Raw genomic sequence first — 14,913 nt, 5'->3', positions numbered from 1 at the left:
AAGTGTTTAATGCGAGTTAGGCTGCTGAGTCACTTGCTGATATTTGAGAATGTATTCTTCGCGAATGGCAAGGCGTTGCTCAGGAGACGCTTTTTGCATACGTGCGCCCAGTTCTTTGCGTTCCTGACTGCTCATCATTTGCCAAGTCTCACGCATTCTTTGTTTTTCCGCATTAGGGAGTTGAGTAAACCAGTCCATACGCTGCTGTAAGCTAACACGTTGTTGTTCGGGGATTTCTTTTAAAGATTGATAACGTTTAATCAGTGCCAATTGTTCAGAATCAGAAAGACTATCCCAAGTATCAGTTACTTGGGTATTCGCATCCTTGGAAAATAGCCAAAAACGTTCAAATCCTGCAAAGCTGGTTTGCAGAAAACTGAATGCACAAAAAGCAATCGCCAATTTTTTAGCTGCCATGTGGAACTTTGTCCTCACCTAAAACCATTAACATTTCTAAATCTTCAAGCATTTGCGGAGACAGTTTTGGGACTGACACCATTTGAGTTTGCGGCTCGTTATGGTCCGAAAGATTCGGTAATACCACAACGCCTGCAATCGCAGCTGCCAAAGCAAAACCTGACATTTTTAGAAATGCAAAGCGTGAATGTTTTGAATCCTGAATTTCTTCAAGAACATGGTGCATGACAACAGGTTTGTCTTTATGTTGTTGTGCCAGTCCATCAAGTTTGGAAGTTACTTGTTTTAAGAAATCATCTTGATTCATTCGGATGACCCTCCCAGATATGGATTTAAATGTGCTAAAGAGGCGCGTAAGCCTTGGATAGCACGGTGGTAATGGGTTTTTACACTGCCTTCTGTGCAGTTCATAATCTGTGCGGTGGTATGCGTATCAAATCCTTCCCAAGCTCTTAGCATAAATGCCTGCTGCTGACGCACAGGCAATTTTGCAATCGCTTCCTGGATTTCTTCAGCAGTGACTGCCTGATCGAGAAAGTCCAGCGGCGTTGGTGTTGATTCATCGACGACATCATCAAATTCAATTTCGTCGTCATCGAGACTGACTTTCTTGAAAAATGAAAACATTTGACCACGCCGTGACTCTTTACGACGCCAGTCCTGTAACTTGTTGTTGAGAATGGTATAAAATAGGGGATACCATTCTTCAGTACTTTTTTCTGCATAGGATTTGTGTAAGGAAATGAAAGCTTCCTGAACCAGATCCATGGCAATACCATGATGACCTTGAGTCGCACTTTCCATCATCACCAAGGCACGCCCAGTCACATCCTGCATGAAATTCTTCAGACGTGCTTCAGCCGTACTCTTCAGAATACTTACATCGTGTGTTTGCAACTGTTTTGGTGCTAAATCCATAGAGATGGAAAATCCTGTCATTGGACACCCACCATTATTCCCAAGTTCATAATCATATAACGTTGGGAATCCTGGTTTGGTTGACAATTAAGTTTATTATTTTTGTAGTTTAATCTATTTTATACATGGGCAGGGTCGTATTAAAACACTGTAACCTAAATCCCTAATTAGATACGTTGACGTACCATTTCAAAGAAACAGATCGAACCCGCAATTGCGACATTCAGTGATTCCTGACCACCGGGTTGCGGAATGCTCACGGCTTCAGCATGTTGCATCGCATAATCAGACACGCCTTGGCCTTCATTACCCAGAATCCACACGCAAGGTTTACGTAAGTCTTTTGAATACAGGCTTTCAGCACGGTGTGAGCTGGTTACATAGACAGGGATTTGAAATTGCTCAAGAATTTGTTCAAGCGCGATATTTTCAAAGGTTTGCAATGTGAAATGTGCACCCATACCGGCACGTAATACGCGTGGAGACCAGAGCGAGGCAGACCCTTTGGTACACACAATCTGTTCAATACCGGCAGCAGCAGCAGAGCGAAGCAGGGTGCCTACATTACCCGGATCCTGTACATTTTCCAGAATCAAAGTGTCTGCTTTAAAATCCAATGCATAATTTGCTGTCGGTAGAGTCACTACAGCTAAACAGGCTACAGATGTTCCTAAGGTGCTTAAATCTTTGTATAAAGACTCGCTTAGAACAAAGACCATACCTGTGTATTTTGCGAGAATTTTCTCGAAATCAGGATGTGAAAGTGCATGTTCAGTAGTGAAAATAGAATCAATTTTACGGTTTTCATGTAGCCAGGCGAGAGACAGATGCGTGCCTTCTAAAACCGTTTGACCCTGTTTTTTACGATAGGTATTTTGTTCAATTAAACCGCGTAAGTGTTTAATCTTTGGATTGTCTTTTGAATCAAGAAAAAAAGTTGGCATGGGAGATATAATCCACGGCAGCCGATTCAATACCGGCTGCCGCTATAAAAATTAGTTGTGGTAGCTGGTCACAAGATCAACTTCGTTTTTAGAACCAATGATCACAGGAACACGCTGATGTAAATCAGTCGGTTCGATCTCAAGAATACGGACACGACCTGTAGTCGATGCGCCGCCAGCCTGTTCCATCAACATACTCATTGGGTTGGCTTCATACATTAAACGCAGACGGCCTGCTTTAGCCGGATCTTTAAGGTCGTATGGATACATGAAGATACCGCTACGGCAAAGAATACGGTGAATGTCGCCCACCATACATGCAACCCAGCGCATATTGAAGTCTTTTTCACGCGGGCCAGTTTTGCCAGCTAACAATTCATCGATATAACGCTGTACTGGTGCTTCCCAATGACGCTGATTCGACGCATTGATCGCATATTCTTTAGTATCCGCAGCAACCTGAATTGCTTCAGAAGTCAGCAGGAATTCTTGAGTCTCAGGGTCATAGGTAAAGAACACCAGGCCTGCGCCGACCGTCAATGCCAACATGGTTGACGGGCCATAAAGCACATAACCTGCAGCTACCTGATGAACACCGGCTTGCATAAAGTCTTCTGCCTGAGTCACAGCATTCTTCGCAGGAAGAATCGAGAAAATAGTACCAACACACATATTGATGTCGATATTGCTTGAACCGTCTAATGGATCGAACAATACCAGAAATTGACCATTTTCTTGTGCAGGGGTGAATTCATCCAGTTCTTCTGAGGCCAAACCACCCACATTTGGATGTTGCTGCAAGGCATCAATCAAATAGTCATTAGAAATGACATCTAGTTTCTTTTGCTCTTCGCCTTGAACGTTTTCATGCTGTGCACTTCCCAATACACCCGCTAAAGCACCTTTTTGCAGTAATTGATCAATATCTTTGCAAGTGTTTGCAATTGTTTCAATAACTTGCGCAAGTTCAGGTGTGAGATTCCCGCTTTGTTGTTGTAAAAACTGGGATAAAGTGCGGTATGACATAGGGGAAACTCCAAAACTTAAATCGGGAAAAAATGATCAAAACGATATGCGGCTATATTTTAGATGAGAACGTACTAAAAGAAAAATTAAACTGGATTATTTGTATCGATTTTGCCCTTGCAACTCCTGCGGAAAGTGCTATGTTGAAGACAAAGGAAAATTGAGAATAGGAGCACAGATATGACAACATTGAAGTTTGATGCGACTCCAACGCCAAGCGAAGGCATTACTTTAGATGATATCTCTGAAGACAAGATGAAAGAAGCCTGGCGGGATTATGAAGCAAAACCAGAGTACAAACAATTCAATAAACATGACCTGATCGAATCGATGCATCCGGCTGAACAAGATCAGCTTCCCAAGTAGACCGATTCTTTCATTGAAGCAAATAAAAAGCACTCATGATTGAGTGCTTTTTATTTGATGAAACCATCATGAATGAAAATTATTTCAACAATGGTGGTACCGCTTCATAATTAATTTCTACACGGCGGTTTTCTTTCCAGGCATTTTCGTCATGGCCCGCATTGATTGGCATTTCCTTGCCATAACTAACTGCTTCTAGTTGACCAGGATTAACACCAGTCGTCACCAAGAAGCTTTCTACTGCTTTGGCACGACGCTCGCCAAGTGCCATGTTGTATTCACGGGTACCGCGTTCATCGGTATGGCCGGTGAGTGCTACACGTGAATTGGCATTGGCCATTAGGAATTGCGCATGGGCTTGCAGCGTATTTAGATCTTCATTGCTGAGTTCAGTACTGTCATAGTCAAAATGCACCACGCGTTTTGCCAAGAATGCTTTATTTTCTGCAGTAACACCTTTTGCAGAAGCACCTGCCATGTTTTGTGCATTCAGTGCTGCATCTTCACTCAGACCTTGAGTATTCACAGTTGTTGTACCGGTCGTATCTAAACCGCCCGTTTGAACTTCAGCGGCAGGCTTACGGCTCGCACAACCTGTCATGACAACAGCTGCTGCTAAAAGTGGCAAGGCAAATAATTTTACTTTGTTCATCTTCATCTCCATGAAGTTTGATTATGGGGTAAAGGGTTTATCAATATAAAAATCTTATTTTGGCGCCCAAGCCGGTTCACGGACTTCACCCGTTTCACTTGGTAAATTCATACGGAAGCGGCCATCCAGCGACATGATCGACAAGAGTCCGCGTGCACCTTCACGGGTGGCATAGACCACCATCTGGCCATTTGGTGAGAAGCTCGGCGATTCGTCCAGCGTCGTTGGCGTCAGAATATTGTTCACACCGGAGGTCATGTCCTGAACCGCAACTCGATAGTTACTGCCGCTTGGACGATGAACTAATGCAAGTTTTTTACCATCTGCGCTCAGCGTGCCGCGCGCGTTGAATGCACCACGGAAGGTCAGGCGTTTATTGCTACTTGATTCAAGATCATGGCGGTAAATTTGTGGAGAACCGCCACGGTCAGAAGTGAAAATAAAAGATTTTCCATCTGGTGAATAACGTGCTTCAGTATCAATGGCACTGTCATTGGTCATACGTTGTAGCTGACGCGTTTCCAGATTCATCTGGTAGATTTCCGGATTGCCGTGCATAGAAGCAGTAAACAGCATGCTCTTGCCATCTGGAGAGAAGCTCGGCGCACCATTCAAGCCGCGGAAGCTGGCCAGTTTTTCACGTTGTCCGGTCGCCAGATCCTGTACATAAATCGCCGGGCGTTTGGTTTCAAAGGACACATAAGCGATTTTTTTGGCATCTGGTGTCCATGCTGGAGAAAGGATTGGATCACGTGAGGTCAAAATGGTCTTTGGCTGTTCACCATCGGTATCGGCAATCTGCAAGGTATAGCGCTGTTCCGGCGTAGCAGGATTACGCAGCACATAGGCAATACGTCCGCTAAAGTCACCTGGAATGCCGGTCAATGCCTGATAGATGGCATCACTGATCATATGCGCTGCCTGACGGGTGCGTGAGGCTGGAACAGTCAGCAATTCATTTAATAGATATTGTTTTTTTTCGACATCATAGAGCTGATACTGGATTTCAAAAGAACCATCGGCTGTGGCTTTGGATGAACCGGTGACCACATAGGGAACACCAGCCGATGCCCAAGCTTCTGCATTCGGATTATTCAATGTCGCTGTTGCAGGCAGGTTTTTTGAAGCACTGGTAAAGCGGCCAGAACGATTCAGGTCATTTTCCACAATAGGATAAATGCTCTGATCCTGGCTGAAAGGTACAACGGCAATTTTAGGTGCTGCCTCAGGTGCCTTGGTAATTTCCAGATGCAATTGGGCATAGGACTGGGTTGCCAATACAGGGCTTAAAGCGCTAATGATTGCGAGGCAGAGTAGATGTTTGCGAGTCTTTTCCATCATTCGTTATTTACTCAAATCAACGGATTTATTGTATAGGTGCTTGGGCTACATCATCGCATGGATTTAATAGAATAAAACCATGAATTTATGACCAAACTGTTATGACACTGTGAAAAGTGAATATTATTTAATCAATTTAAAGTGAAGTTTAGCTTAAAAAATAAAAGCCATCACAACATTATTTATGTGATGGCTCCGTTTTTTATTGCGCAGTAAAGGTTGAGGTAAAACTTCGTGCTTCACGGCGTGCATCTGGATCGGATGGCATTGGATAAGGTGCTGCAGCACGGACTGCAGCTTCTACACTGGCTTTCATGTCTGAATCACTTGAATTCACAATGACCGAGACCACACCGCCATTATCATTCAGGGTTACACGTGCAGTGGCACGCTGGCCTGATGATCCGACTGGTGTATCCCAGGCGCGTTTGATTTTGTTTTCAAAATCGCGCTTCGCAGTGGATGCAATCCGTTTTGATTCCGCTTTTTTCTGTGCAGCTTCTTCAGCAGCCTGTTTCGCGGCTGAAGCTTTGGCATCTGCATCAGCTCTGGCTTTTGCTTCGGCATCTGCTTTGCGCTTGGCATCTGCATCAGATTTGGCCTTAGCATCGGCATCAGCCTTGCGTTTGGCATCAGCGTCGGCTTTTGCTTTAGCCGCTGCATCGGCTTTAGCTTTCGCATCAGCGTCCGCTTTGCGTTTCGCCTCTGCATCATTTTTAGCCTTGGCTGCCGCGTCTGCTTTGGCTTTAGCCGCTGCATCGGCTTTAGCTTTCGCATCCGCGTCTGCTTTGGCTTTAGCCGCTGCATCGGCTTTAGCTTTCGCATCCGCATCTGCTTTACGTTTCGCCGCTGCATCATTATTGGCTTTTGCTGCCGCATCTGCCTTTGCTTTAGCAGCAGCTTCAGCCTTACGTTTGGCATCAGCCTCTGCTTTGGCTTTTGTTGCAGCATCCGCTTTTTGCTTGGCAGCTAAGTCAGCTTTTTTCTGTGCTTCCAGTTTGGCTTTTTGAGCAGCATCGGCTTTGCGTTGTGCATTCAGTTCAGCTTGGCGTGCAGCTTCGGCTTCCGCCTTGGATTTTTGCGCTGCATCGGCTTTGCGTTGTGCATTCAGTTCAGCTTGGCGTGCAGCTTCGGCTTCCGCCTTGGATTTTTGCGCTGCATCGGCTTTAGCTTTGGCTGCTGCCTGTTTGGCCTGTTCAGCGGCTTGGGCACGTTTTGCTGCTTCCGCTGCTTGCTGCGCAGCCTTGGCTTGTGCTGCCTCTGCCGCTTTTAGCTCCTGCTGCGCTTTTTGTGTATCGACTTTTGGCGGAGGTGGAGTCACAGGTACAGCAGGGGCAGCAGTTGGAATGACAGGAGCCGGTTCTATACTGGGTTCAGCAGTTTGGGTAATTTCTTCTGCGACGTTTTCATGTGCAGTTTCCTCAAATTCGGTTTCTTCGCGAGTCACCGGTTTAAGGTCTTCTGGCTTGATCAGAACGGTTTTGATCTGTTTTGGCGGTTCAGGGGGTTTACTCATGCCCAGATAAAGTAAGCCCACCAAAGCCACTGCATGGATGCCGAGCGTAAATCCAATCGCAATTGCTTTTTTTTGAAAGGGCGGTTTCTGATAATTTTTCATACTTTATTCTAGGGGTTTGGTCAGTAAACCGACTTGAGAAAGGCCAGCATCCTGCAGGCTGGACATCAAGGCCATGACATCGCCATATGGACGGGTATTATGGCCATTGATCACGACATTGAGCACCTTGTTTTCATTTTGTGCCTGGGTTTGGGCATCAACCAGAGTACGCGTCAATTCTTCCAGTGTGACCGGACCAGTCGCCTGATTTTTATATTCTAGATAATATGAACCATCTTCTTTCAGTGTGACAATGGTCGGGGCATCCTTGGATTCGATCGGTAATCCGTTGGCCTGAGGCAAGTCAACCTTGATGCCACTGGTAATCATCGGAGCGGTGACCATAAAGATCACCAGAAGTACCAGCATGACATCGATATATGGTACGACATTCATGTCACTTTTCAGTGGCTTTTTAATACGCTGAAAGCGTCCTGAACCTTGAATCGCCATTAGTCTTTGTCCTGAGTTACGCCCACAGACTGACGTTGCAATAGCGCCACCATTTCTTCAGCAAACAGTGCACGGTCAGAGTAGACCGTTTCACCTTTGGCCGTGAAGTGGTTAAAGGCCAATACTGCTGGAATAGCTGCAAACAGACCGATCGCTGTTGCAATTAGTGCTTCTGCAATACCGGGTGCGACCGTCGCCAGTGTCACCTGATCAACATCTGCCAGGCCAATAAAGGCGTTCATGATGCCCCAGACTGTACCGAACAGACCGACATAAGGCGCAACCGAGCCAATACTTGCTAATGCACCCAGACCTTGTTCCAGATGACCTTGGTCACGGCTTAAACCGACACGCAGAATACGCTCTGTTCCTTCAATCGACTGGGCAGTCGGCGCATGGCGTTTTTTCAGTTTTAGAAACTCGCCCAGACCCTGATAGAAAATATCTTCAAGGCCGGTACGTTTAGAATTGAGTTGTGCATTGTTATATAGAGTATTCAGCTCAGCGCCAGACCAGAAGATTTTCTGGAAATGTTCATCATCGGCCTGGGCTTTTTTATAACTCATATAGAGCCTAGCAATCAGATACCAGCTATATATTGAGGCTAACAGGAGAGAAAGCATCACCAGTTGTACGACAGGGCTTGCTTGTAAAATAAGATCTGAAACTTGAAGAGATGATTCTAACTGAGTCGCCATAGTTGTTACGTGTGCCAATAAATTTTTTTAGTCTTGTTCCAATTCTTTTTGAATTAGTTCGCGGATTTCATCCGGGAGTCGACGTGGTCGCATCTCTGCACTGATACATGCCAACTCAACCTCACCTGATGCAAGCATGATTTCACCACGATAAATATTTTGTTGCAATACAAATGATGAAGCTTTACATGAAATGACACGTGCCGTAACAGTAATTAAATCATCCATCAGGATCGGACGCATGTATTTGACATTAATTTTATGCACCACAAAATTGTAGTCTGTCTGATGCCAGTAATGGCTCACTCCAGCGGCACGTAACCATTCGGTACGGGTACGTTCCATATAGCGAATATGATTGGCGTGATAGACAATGCCACCCGCATCAGTATCTTCAATATAAACGCGGATATTGAATTCAAAGTGATTCGCCATAGTTTTGTTCCATGCAGATTTTCGAAATTTTTGCTTGTTTTTAGATGCAGGAAAGGGATTAGAGTTTGCCGGATTCCTGCCAACAGTCAAGCAATTTAGCGGTTCAAAGTTTAGCATTGTGAGTCTTGAGACCAATGGCACAAGGTGTCAAATCTGGAGAGAAGTCACTAAGATGAAGTACTAAGCGCTTAACAGCTCATTTATAAAACAGCAGCAGATACTAAAATGCGCGAGTCCTTGGAGCCGCGCATTTTTAGTAATAGAAGATTAGCCTTTATTTTTCTGTTTCCAGTTGGCCTGAACCTGCTCAGCTACTTTTGGATAGTCCAGAATAAAACGGACATGGCTTTCGACACCGGTTTTCAAGGTCGCATCATCGACAATGAAATTCGGGTTGTGATTCGGTGCGGCTTTTGCCGGATCCTGATCTGCTGGTGTGGCACCAACAAAAACGAAGAGCGATGGCATGAGCTGGCCATAATAAGCAAAATCTTCACTGGCGCTGGCATTGTTGTCTAAAACATGCAATTTATCTTCATCATGCACGCTCGCCAAGGTTGGGCGCATCAATTCAGTCAAGGTTTTATCATTGGTGGTCACTGGTGCATAAGGTGCAATTTCGACTTTCACCTTAACGTCATTGGCTGCGGCATTGTGTTCCAGCATTTTCGGCAAGTCTTTTAAAATGCCCTGACGTACATCTTCACTATTGGAACGAATAGTCCCGACCATATTGACCTGATCTGGAATGACGTTACCGGTAGTGCCGCCCTGAATACTGCCAATACTGACCACACCCATCCCTTTGGTCAGGTCGGCTTTACGGCTGATCAGGCTTTGTAAATTGGTCACCATCTGGGCAGAGGCATAAATCGGGTCTTTACCTGCCCAAGGCATGGAGCCATGTACCTGACTGCCATTCACCTGAATACGTAAATGATCGGCACTATTCAAAATCGCACCATCTTTGTAGAAGATATTGCCACTTGGCATGCCTGCCATGACATGCATCCCGAAAATCACTTCAGGTTTTGGATTGTTCAAGGCACCGTCGGCAATCATTTTGCGTGAGCCAATCTGATCGCCATGAGTGAAGTTATCGATATCTGCACCGCCTTCTTCAGCCGGCTGGAATACGAATACCACTGTCCCCGCAATTTTATCTTTATTGGCGGCCAGAACTTTGGCTGCACCCAATAACATCGCAGTATGTGCATCATGTCCACAGGCATGCATCACATAAGATTCTTTGCCTTGATAAATGGCTTTTTGTTTGCTGGCAAAAGACACCGGTGCTGTTTCCTTAATTGGCAAGGCATCCATATCTGCACGTAAGGCCATCACAGGGCCGGGTTTTGCACCTTTCAATACACCGATTACACCGGTTTTGGCATAGCCTTTACGTACTTCAATGCCGTAGGATTTTAATTCTTTCTGGACCAGCTCCGAGGTTTTGAATTCCATGTTGCCCAGTTCAGGATGCTGGTGGATATGCTGGCGTAATTTGATGGTGTGTGCTTCAGCAGCTTGTACAGAATCATCAATCCAGTCAGCCAGGCTGAATTGGCTGCAGAAAAGAAGAGGGAGACAAAGGGATATCTGCTTATACATATTCATACTTCGGGAGAACCTTAAGAATTTGAAATGGTTAAAGTGATTCTTTAGGATGGCATACTGATCTAAATTCAACCAAAACTCTCTAAGTATTTTTTAATACTTTAAAGGTATTGTTGGTGTTAATATCTGTTCTCAAAGAGCTTTATTTGTTCTTTCACATTGTAAAAATATGTATCTAAATTGATTTTTTATATTTATAAGGTATGAAAATTATAAAAATTTCAGGCTAAAAAGGGATAAAAACGATTACCTCTATATCAATAATCTGAATGAAGTGAAGATTTTTTAAACCTCTTAAACTTATTTTGGCACTTAGATTGCATTCACTCTTTCGTAATATTTTTTATGACGGAAATTGAACACATGTTAAAACCTTTGGCTTTATCTCTGGCAGTGGCTTCAAGCTTAAGTTTTATTTCGACAAGCCTATGGGCTGAAGACTTTAAGATACTGAAACAGCTGGAAAATAAACCGACATTACTCAAAAGTGGTGAATATAAAGGTCATTATTATGTGCCGAGTACCTTAAATACGATTACTTGGGGTTATCTGCCAAATAAAGATGCAAAACCTGTCTTGACTGTCCCTTCAGGTAGCACAGTTACTTTCGATACAGTTTCGCATGAAGGGCTGCTGGAAGATCAAGGCCGCAATGCAGAGAAATATTTCACATCAAAAGGCGTCAAGCCTGAGCATGTATTGGATGAAGCCAAGCTGATCATGAATTCCAAATTGAAACATGATTTCCATAAAGATGGACCACACATTATTACCGGGCCTGTCTATGTAGAAGGGGCAATGCCGGGCGATATTCTAAAGGTGGAGATTTTAAAAGTTGAACCGCGTGTACCTTATGGCGTGATTTCAAACCGTCATGGCAAAGGCACCTTACCCGAATTCCCGAAACGTCAGAAACATGAGCATGCATCTCCAGCCAATCCTGATGCTTATGGCAACGTGTCCATTTTTACCCCAATTGAGAAAAATGCGGATGGTGTATGGGAAGGCGTTTTAAAAACTGAATCTGGTAAAGCGATTCGTTTCCCGCTGAATCCGTTTATGGGCACGATGGGCGTTGCACCAAATACCAGTGAGCCTGTGCACTCTGTGCCACCATCATTTTATGGCGGGAATATCGACATCAATGAATTAGGAGCAGGGGCTACGGCCTATTATCCTGTACAGGTGCCAGGTGCTTTGTTCTATACAGGTGATAGTCACTTTGTACAAGGTGATGGTGAGGTGGCTTTAACTGCCTTGGAAGGTTCGGCACGTGCGACTTTAAAATTCACTTTACTTAAATCTGGCAAGGATAAAATTCCAGGTGCAGAGATTAAACAGCCGCTGGCTGAAAATGCTGAATTCTGGATTACGCCGGGTCTGGATGAAGACTTAGATGAAGCCATGCGTAAATCCACCCGTGAAGCGATCCGTTTTCTGGTCAATGAATATGGCATTTCTGAAGAAATTGCCTATGCCTACTTAAGTGCTGCGACTGACTTTGAAGTGTCACAAGTGGTCGATCGAACCAAAGGTATTCATGCCATGATTCGTAAAGCGGATTTTAAGGAGTTTAAGAAAGAAGAGAAGTAATTTTTTTTATTTAGTTTTTTATTTTGTGCTTTTGCCAACTGATTCAGGCATGGTCAGTTGGCTTTTTCTTTTGTGATACTTTGAAAATGTTTAGAATGTTGATAATAAAAATTCATTTAAGTTAAAAGGGGTGGGTGTGGCAGAGCAGAATAATAATGAAGTGATGATTCAGCTGCCATGGACAGTGCCACAACAGCCTTTATATGCAACTCACATCGAAGCTGATTCCGAAAGTAAGAAGATTCCGCTTGATTTAAATGTAAGTTCTACTGATACGACAGCGATTTCATCATTTGCTTTATCGGTGATTATTGCACTAATTTTAGGTAGTCTGGCAACTTGGCTGGCTTATTGGTATGGACGTAAAAGTTTTCAACTCACAGAACTATCTTTTAAAGTAGTAAGTGAAGATATTAAAGAAGCAGCAGAATCTCATAGAAATATGACTAAACAACTTATAGAAAGTCAAGAAAAGTTAAAAAGAGTTGAATTACAAGAAGAATTTTATAGAGGTTGGAAACTTAAGTTAATAGACTATCTTGCTGTATTGAAACCATTAGTGCATAAATACATTACATTGTTAGGCTCTGTAGCTTTAGTATTAAATGATGTGAAAGACTGGTTCAAAAATAATGAATACGAAGATGTGCGTTCAGAATTAAGGAATTTAGAAGATGATATATTCCCTTTAATAGCTCGTATCAGTACTCATTTAAAAATGTTAGTAGAGGAAGATCATGAATTAGTATCTGAATGGGACGAATTTGAGCGTTATCTCACTCAGCTACAAATCATGTGTATTACCGCGGTAATTGATAAAGAAGGTATTGCTGATAGTTTCAAAGCTCTAAACATTGTAGTAGATTCTCTTATTAAAAATTTGAAATCTATATTCAATAAAAAAGCAGCCTAAGCTGCTTTTAATTCTCTATTTTATCTGTCTTTCGGCTCAGGTGGGGTCATCCCAAACTGCAAATACGCCATATTAGTCGCAATACGACCACGTGCAGTACGCATCACATAACCTTGCTGAATCAGATATGGCTCAATGACATCTTCCAACGTGCCTGAATCTTCCGCCATGGCTGCTGCGAGTGCTTCAACACCGGCAGGACCACCATCAAAACGCTCAAGAAGCATAGATAAATAACGGCGGTCGAGTGTGTCTAAACCATCTTTATCGACTTTGAGCATATCCAAAGCACGTTGGGCCATATCCTGATTGATCTCACCCGTCCCTTTGACCTGTGCATAGTCACGGACACGACGCAATAAACGGTTGGCAATACGCGGTGTACCTCGTGAGCGACGGGCAATTTCTTTTGCGCCATCTCCCGTCATAGGTACATCCATCAAATTGGCTGAACGTTTGACAATATGGGTTAAATCTTCAACCGAATAAAACTCTAAACGTTGCACGATTCCGAAACGGTCACGCAGCGGAGAGGTGAGTAGACCTGCACGTGTGGTTGCTGCAACAAGCGTAAATGGCGGTAAATCCAGTTTAATCGAGCGCGCAGCCGGGCCTTCACCAATCATGATGTCGAGCTGATAATCTTCCATCGCCGGATACAGGATTTCTTCAATTACGGGGGAAAGGCGGTGAATTTCGTCAATAAAAAGGACATCGCCTTCTTCCAGATTCGTTAGCATCGCAGCTAAGTCGCCGGCACGTTCCAGTACCGGACCAGAAGTTGACTTGAGATTGCCACCCATTTCTCGGGCAATAATATTAGCCAACGTTGTTTTACCCAGACCTGGCGGACCAAAAATCAAGGTGTGATCGAGGGCTTCTTCACGGCCGCGGGCTGCACCAATGAAAATTTCCATCTGCTCACGAACCACCGGTTGACCGATGTAGTCATCGAGGGAAGTTGGGCGGATGGCGCGATCGAAATGATCTTCGGGTTTTTCAGAACCACTGATGAGACGGTCTTGCATATCTATTAACTTAATCTCTTTATTGAAGCTGTTTGATGCTGCGGAAACAGCCTCAAATAATGATTTGTGTTTAGTTGCCATTGTGTAGGCGTTGTTTTACTTTTGAAAGATCAAAAGTAACAAAAATCTTTTGTTGAACTGAGGGTGTGTCCTACACCCCAGTTCAACGGGCGACATCCTTGTCGCCATACATTTATCAAATTTGGGTTGATGGTGGACTACGATTTATCTACTCATCGACTTTAATGCAGCGCGGATAATATCGCTGGCTTCTGTAAATTCGCCTTTGGCGGCATTCACCAGTTTTTGTGCTTCAGCAGGCTTATAGCCCAAGGACTGTAATGCAGCTTCCGCTTCAGCCACGGCTGAATTACCCATAAACTGAATTTGTGGTGCAGTTGAATTACTTGGTGCAGCACCTGAAGCCATGGCTTTAAAGCGGTCACGCAATTCAATCATCAGGCGTTCTGCAGTCTTTTTACCCACCCCCGGAACCTTGACCAGAGTATTGATATCTTCATGTTCAACGGTGTGGATCAGCATTTCCACACTTAAAGTTGAAAGAATACCAAGCGCCATTTTCGGACCAACGCCGTTCACCTTTAATAAGGTACGGAAAATGGTTTTTTCCTGCGCATTGATAAAGCCATAAAGTAACTGGGCATCTTCACGAACAGCCAGATGGGTCCACAGGGTAATTTTCTGGCCTTTTTGCAACTGGCAGAAAGTGGTTAAAGGGGTGTCAATTTCATAACCTACGCCGTTTACATTTAATAAAACAGTCGGTGCTTCCAGCGCCAGCACTTCCCCAATCAGGCATCCAATCATTTTTTATATACTCAAATTTAATACAGGCATAGTAGTCAGCATTTTCGATAAAGGCAAAACTCTATC

Annotated in this window: 17 protein-coding genes; 3 read left to right on the top strand and 14 right to left on the bottom strand. The window is 44.0% G+C overall.

Features of this window, described 5'->3' with window-relative positions; translation table 11 throughout:
• Nucleotides 1-6: 6 nt before the first annotated feature.
• From F893_RS12925 to F893_RS12905, 5 genes are all read right to left on the bottom strand, one after another.
• Nucleotides 7-417 carry a DUF3106 domain-containing protein gene (locus F893_RS12925; RefSeq protein ID WP_005252453.1) on the bottom strand — a complete coding sequence of 137 codons (411 nt, stop codon included), beginning with the start codon at nt 415-417 and terminating at the stop codon, nt 7-9.
• Nucleotides 407-724, bottom strand: a complete 318-nt coding sequence (locus F893_RS12920; RefSeq protein WP_004645680.1) for a hypothetical protein — start codon at nt 722-724, stop codon at nt 407-409. Before F893_RS12920 ends, F893_RS12925 begins: the two co-directional genes overlap by 11 nt.
• Nucleotides 721-1,335: an RNA polymerase sigma factor gene (locus tag F893_RS12915; protein ID WP_004645678.1), complete on the bottom strand. Its 615-nt coding sequence runs from the start codon at nt 1,333-1,335 to the stop codon at nt 721-723. Before F893_RS12915 ends, F893_RS12920 begins: the two co-directional genes overlap by 4 nt.
• 167 nt (nt 1,336-1,502) lie before the next feature.
• The gene (locus F893_RS12910; protein WP_005252450.1) at nt 1,503-2,279 is read right to left on the bottom strand and encodes a TrmH family RNA methyltransferase; all 777 of its coding nucleotides are present in this window, start codon (nt 2,277-2,279) and stop codon (nt 1,503-1,505) included.
• Nucleotides 2,280-2,330: 51 nt separating this feature from the next.
• Nucleotides 2,331-3,305, bottom strand: coding sequence for a class 1 fructose-bisphosphatase (locus tag F893_RS12905; RefSeq protein ID WP_005252445.1), 975 nt, complete (start codon nt 3,303-3,305; stop codon nt 2,331-2,333).
• Nucleotides 3,306-3,485: 180 nt separating this feature from the next.
• On the opposite strand from F893_RS12905, the gene F893_RS12900 reads away from it, so the two are divergent.
• Nucleotides 3,486-3,671: an NF038105 family protein gene (locus F893_RS12900; protein ID WP_004645674.1), complete on the top strand. Its 186-nt coding sequence runs from the start codon at nt 3,486-3,488 to the stop codon at nt 3,669-3,671.
• A 79-nt stretch (nt 3,672-3,750) separates the two neighbouring features.
• On the opposite strand, the gene pal is transcribed toward F893_RS12900, so the two are convergent.
• The 7 genes from pal to F893_RS12865 form a co-directional block, all read right to left on the bottom strand.
• A complete protein-coding gene (gene pal, locus F893_RS12895; protein ID WP_004279115.1) occupies nt 3,751-4,323 on the bottom strand; it encodes a peptidoglycan-associated lipoprotein Pal in 573 nt (190 codons plus the stop codon).
• Nucleotides 4,324-4,377: 54 nt separating this feature from the next.
• Nucleotides 4,378-5,661 (bottom strand): Tol-Pal system beta propeller repeat protein TolB, encoded by a 1,284-nt coding sequence (gene tolB / locus F893_RS12890; protein WP_171064287.1) that lies wholly within the window; start codon nt 5,659-5,661, stop codon nt 4,378-4,380.
• Between the two features lie 205 nt (nt 5,662-5,866).
• Nucleotides 5,867-7,282: a cell envelope integrity protein TolA gene (gene tolA, locus F893_RS12885; protein ID WP_005252442.1), complete on the bottom strand. Its 1,416-nt coding sequence runs from the start codon at nt 7,280-7,282 to the stop codon at nt 5,867-5,869.
• Nucleotides 7,283-7,285: 3 nt separating this feature from the next.
• Nucleotides 7,286-7,735: a protein TolR gene (gene tolR, locus F893_RS12880; protein WP_004731735.1), complete on the bottom strand. Its 450-nt coding sequence runs from the start codon at nt 7,733-7,735 to the stop codon at nt 7,286-7,288.
• Nucleotides 7,735-8,433, bottom strand: coding sequence for a protein TolQ (gene tolQ / locus F893_RS12875; protein WP_004645669.1), 699 nt, complete (start codon nt 8,431-8,433; stop codon nt 7,735-7,737). The genes tolR and tolQ overlap by 1 nt, the downstream gene beginning before the upstream one ends.
• 27 nt (nt 8,434-8,460) lie before the next feature.
• A complete protein-coding gene (gene ybgC, locus F893_RS12870) occupies nt 8,461-8,868 on the bottom strand; it encodes a tol-pal system-associated acyl-CoA thioesterase (RefSeq protein WP_004645668.1) in 408 nt (135 codons plus the stop codon).
• A gap of 267 nt (nt 8,869-9,135) precedes the next feature.
• Nucleotides 9,136-10,479 (bottom strand): amidohydrolase, encoded by a 1,344-nt coding sequence (locus F893_RS12865; protein ID WP_171066784.1) that lies wholly within the window; start codon nt 10,477-10,479, stop codon nt 9,136-9,138.
• A 369-nt stretch (nt 10,480-10,848) separates the two neighbouring features.
• Here F893_RS12865 and F893_RS12860 point away from each other — a divergent pair, with 369 nt between their 5' ends.
• Complete coding sequence (locus F893_RS12860; RefSeq protein WP_005252437.1) at nt 10,849-12,078, top strand: acetamidase/formamidase family protein; 1,230 nt, start codon at nt 10,849-10,851, stop codon at nt 12,076-12,078.
• Between the two features lie 136 nt (nt 12,079-12,214).
• Nucleotides 12,215-12,991: a hypothetical protein gene (locus F893_RS12855; protein ID WP_005252435.1), complete on the top strand. Its 777-nt coding sequence runs from the start codon at nt 12,215-12,217 to the stop codon at nt 12,989-12,991.
• A gap of 20 nt (nt 12,992-13,011) precedes the next feature.
• Here the strand turns inward: F893_RS12855 and ruvB are convergent, their stop codons facing one another.
• Both ruvB and ruvA read right to left on the bottom strand, forming a co-directional pair.
• Nucleotides 13,012-14,019: a Holliday junction branch migration DNA helicase RuvB gene (gene ruvB / locus F893_RS12850; protein ID WP_034436251.1), complete on the bottom strand. Its 1,008-nt coding sequence runs from the start codon at nt 14,017-14,019 to the stop codon at nt 13,012-13,014.
• 225 nt (nt 14,020-14,244) lie between these two features.
• The gene (ruvA, locus tag F893_RS12845; RefSeq protein WP_005252431.1) at nt 14,245-14,847 is read right to left on the bottom strand and encodes a Holliday junction branch migration protein RuvA; all 603 of its coding nucleotides are present in this window, start codon (nt 14,845-14,847) and stop codon (nt 14,245-14,247) included.
• Nucleotides 14,848-14,913: the final 66 nt, after the last annotated feature.

Source organism: Acinetobacter sp. CIP 102136 (assembly GCF_000369685.1).
Taxonomy (GTDB): domain Bacteria; phylum Pseudomonadota; class Gammaproteobacteria; order Pseudomonadales; family Moraxellaceae; genus Acinetobacter; species Acinetobacter fasciculus.
Note: the sequence above shows the minus strand (reverse complement) of the source record. Positions and strands in the feature narration are given on the sequence as shown.

What these genes read in the sequence shown, in the direction of transcription:
- F893_RS12925 (WP_005252453.1), bottom strand. Translation starts at nt 417, where the DNA reads ATGGCAGCTAAAAAATTGGCGATTGCTTTTTGTGCATTCAGTTTTCTG.
- F893_RS12920 (WP_004645680.1), bottom strand. Translation starts at nt 724, where the DNA reads ATGAATCAAGATGATTTCTTAAAACAAGTAACTTCCAAACTTGATGGA.
- F893_RS12915 (WP_004645678.1), bottom strand. Translation starts at nt 1,335, where the DNA reads ATGGATTTAGCACCAAAACAGTTGCAAACACACGATGTAAGTATTCTG.
- F893_RS12910 (WP_005252450.1), bottom strand. Translation starts at nt 2,279, where the DNA reads ATGCCAACTTTTTTTCTTGATTCAAAAGACAATCCAAAGATTAAACAC.
- F893_RS12905 (WP_005252445.1), bottom strand. Translation starts at nt 3,305, where the DNA reads ATGTCATACCGCACTTTATCCCAGTTTTTACAACAACAAAGCGGGAAT.
- F893_RS12900 (WP_004645674.1), top strand. Translation starts at nt 3,486, where the DNA reads ATGACAACATTGAAGTTTGATGCGACTCCAACGCCAAGCGAAGGCATT.
- pal (WP_004279115.1), bottom strand. Translation starts at nt 4,323, where the DNA reads ATGAACAAAGTAAAATTATTTGCCTTGCCACTTTTAGCAGCAGCTGTT.
- tolB (WP_171064287.1), bottom strand. Translation starts at nt 5,661, where the DNA reads ATGGAAAAGACTCGCAAACATCTACTCTGCCTCGCAATCATTAGCGCT.
- tolA (WP_005252442.1), bottom strand. Translation starts at nt 7,282, where the DNA reads ATGAAAAATTATCAGAAACCGCCCTTTCAAAAAAAAGCAATTGCGATT.
- tolR (WP_004731735.1), bottom strand. Translation starts at nt 7,735, where the DNA reads ATGGCGATTCAAGGTTCAGGACGCTTTCAGCGTATTAAAAAGCCACTG.
- tolQ (WP_004645669.1), bottom strand. Translation starts at nt 8,433, where the DNA reads ATGGCGACTCAGTTAGAATCATCTCTTCAAGTTTCAGATCTTATTTTA.
- ybgC (WP_004645668.1), bottom strand. Translation starts at nt 8,868, where the DNA reads ATGGCGAATCACTTTGAATTCAATATCCGCGTTTATATTGAAGATACT.
- F893_RS12865 (WP_171066784.1), bottom strand. Translation starts at nt 10,479, where the DNA reads ATGTATAAGCAGATATCCCTTTGTCTCCCTCTTCTTTTCTGCAGCCAA.
- F893_RS12860 (WP_005252437.1), top strand. Translation starts at nt 10,849, where the DNA reads ATGTTAAAACCTTTGGCTTTATCTCTGGCAGTGGCTTCAAGCTTAAGT.
- ruvB (WP_034436251.1), bottom strand. Translation starts at nt 14,019, where the DNA reads ATGCAAGACCGTCTCATCAGTGGTTCTGAAAAACCCGAAGATCATTTC.
- ruvA (WP_005252431.1), bottom strand. Translation starts at nt 14,847, where the DNA reads ATGATTGGATGCCTGATTGGGGAAGTGCTGGCGCTGGAAGCACCGACT.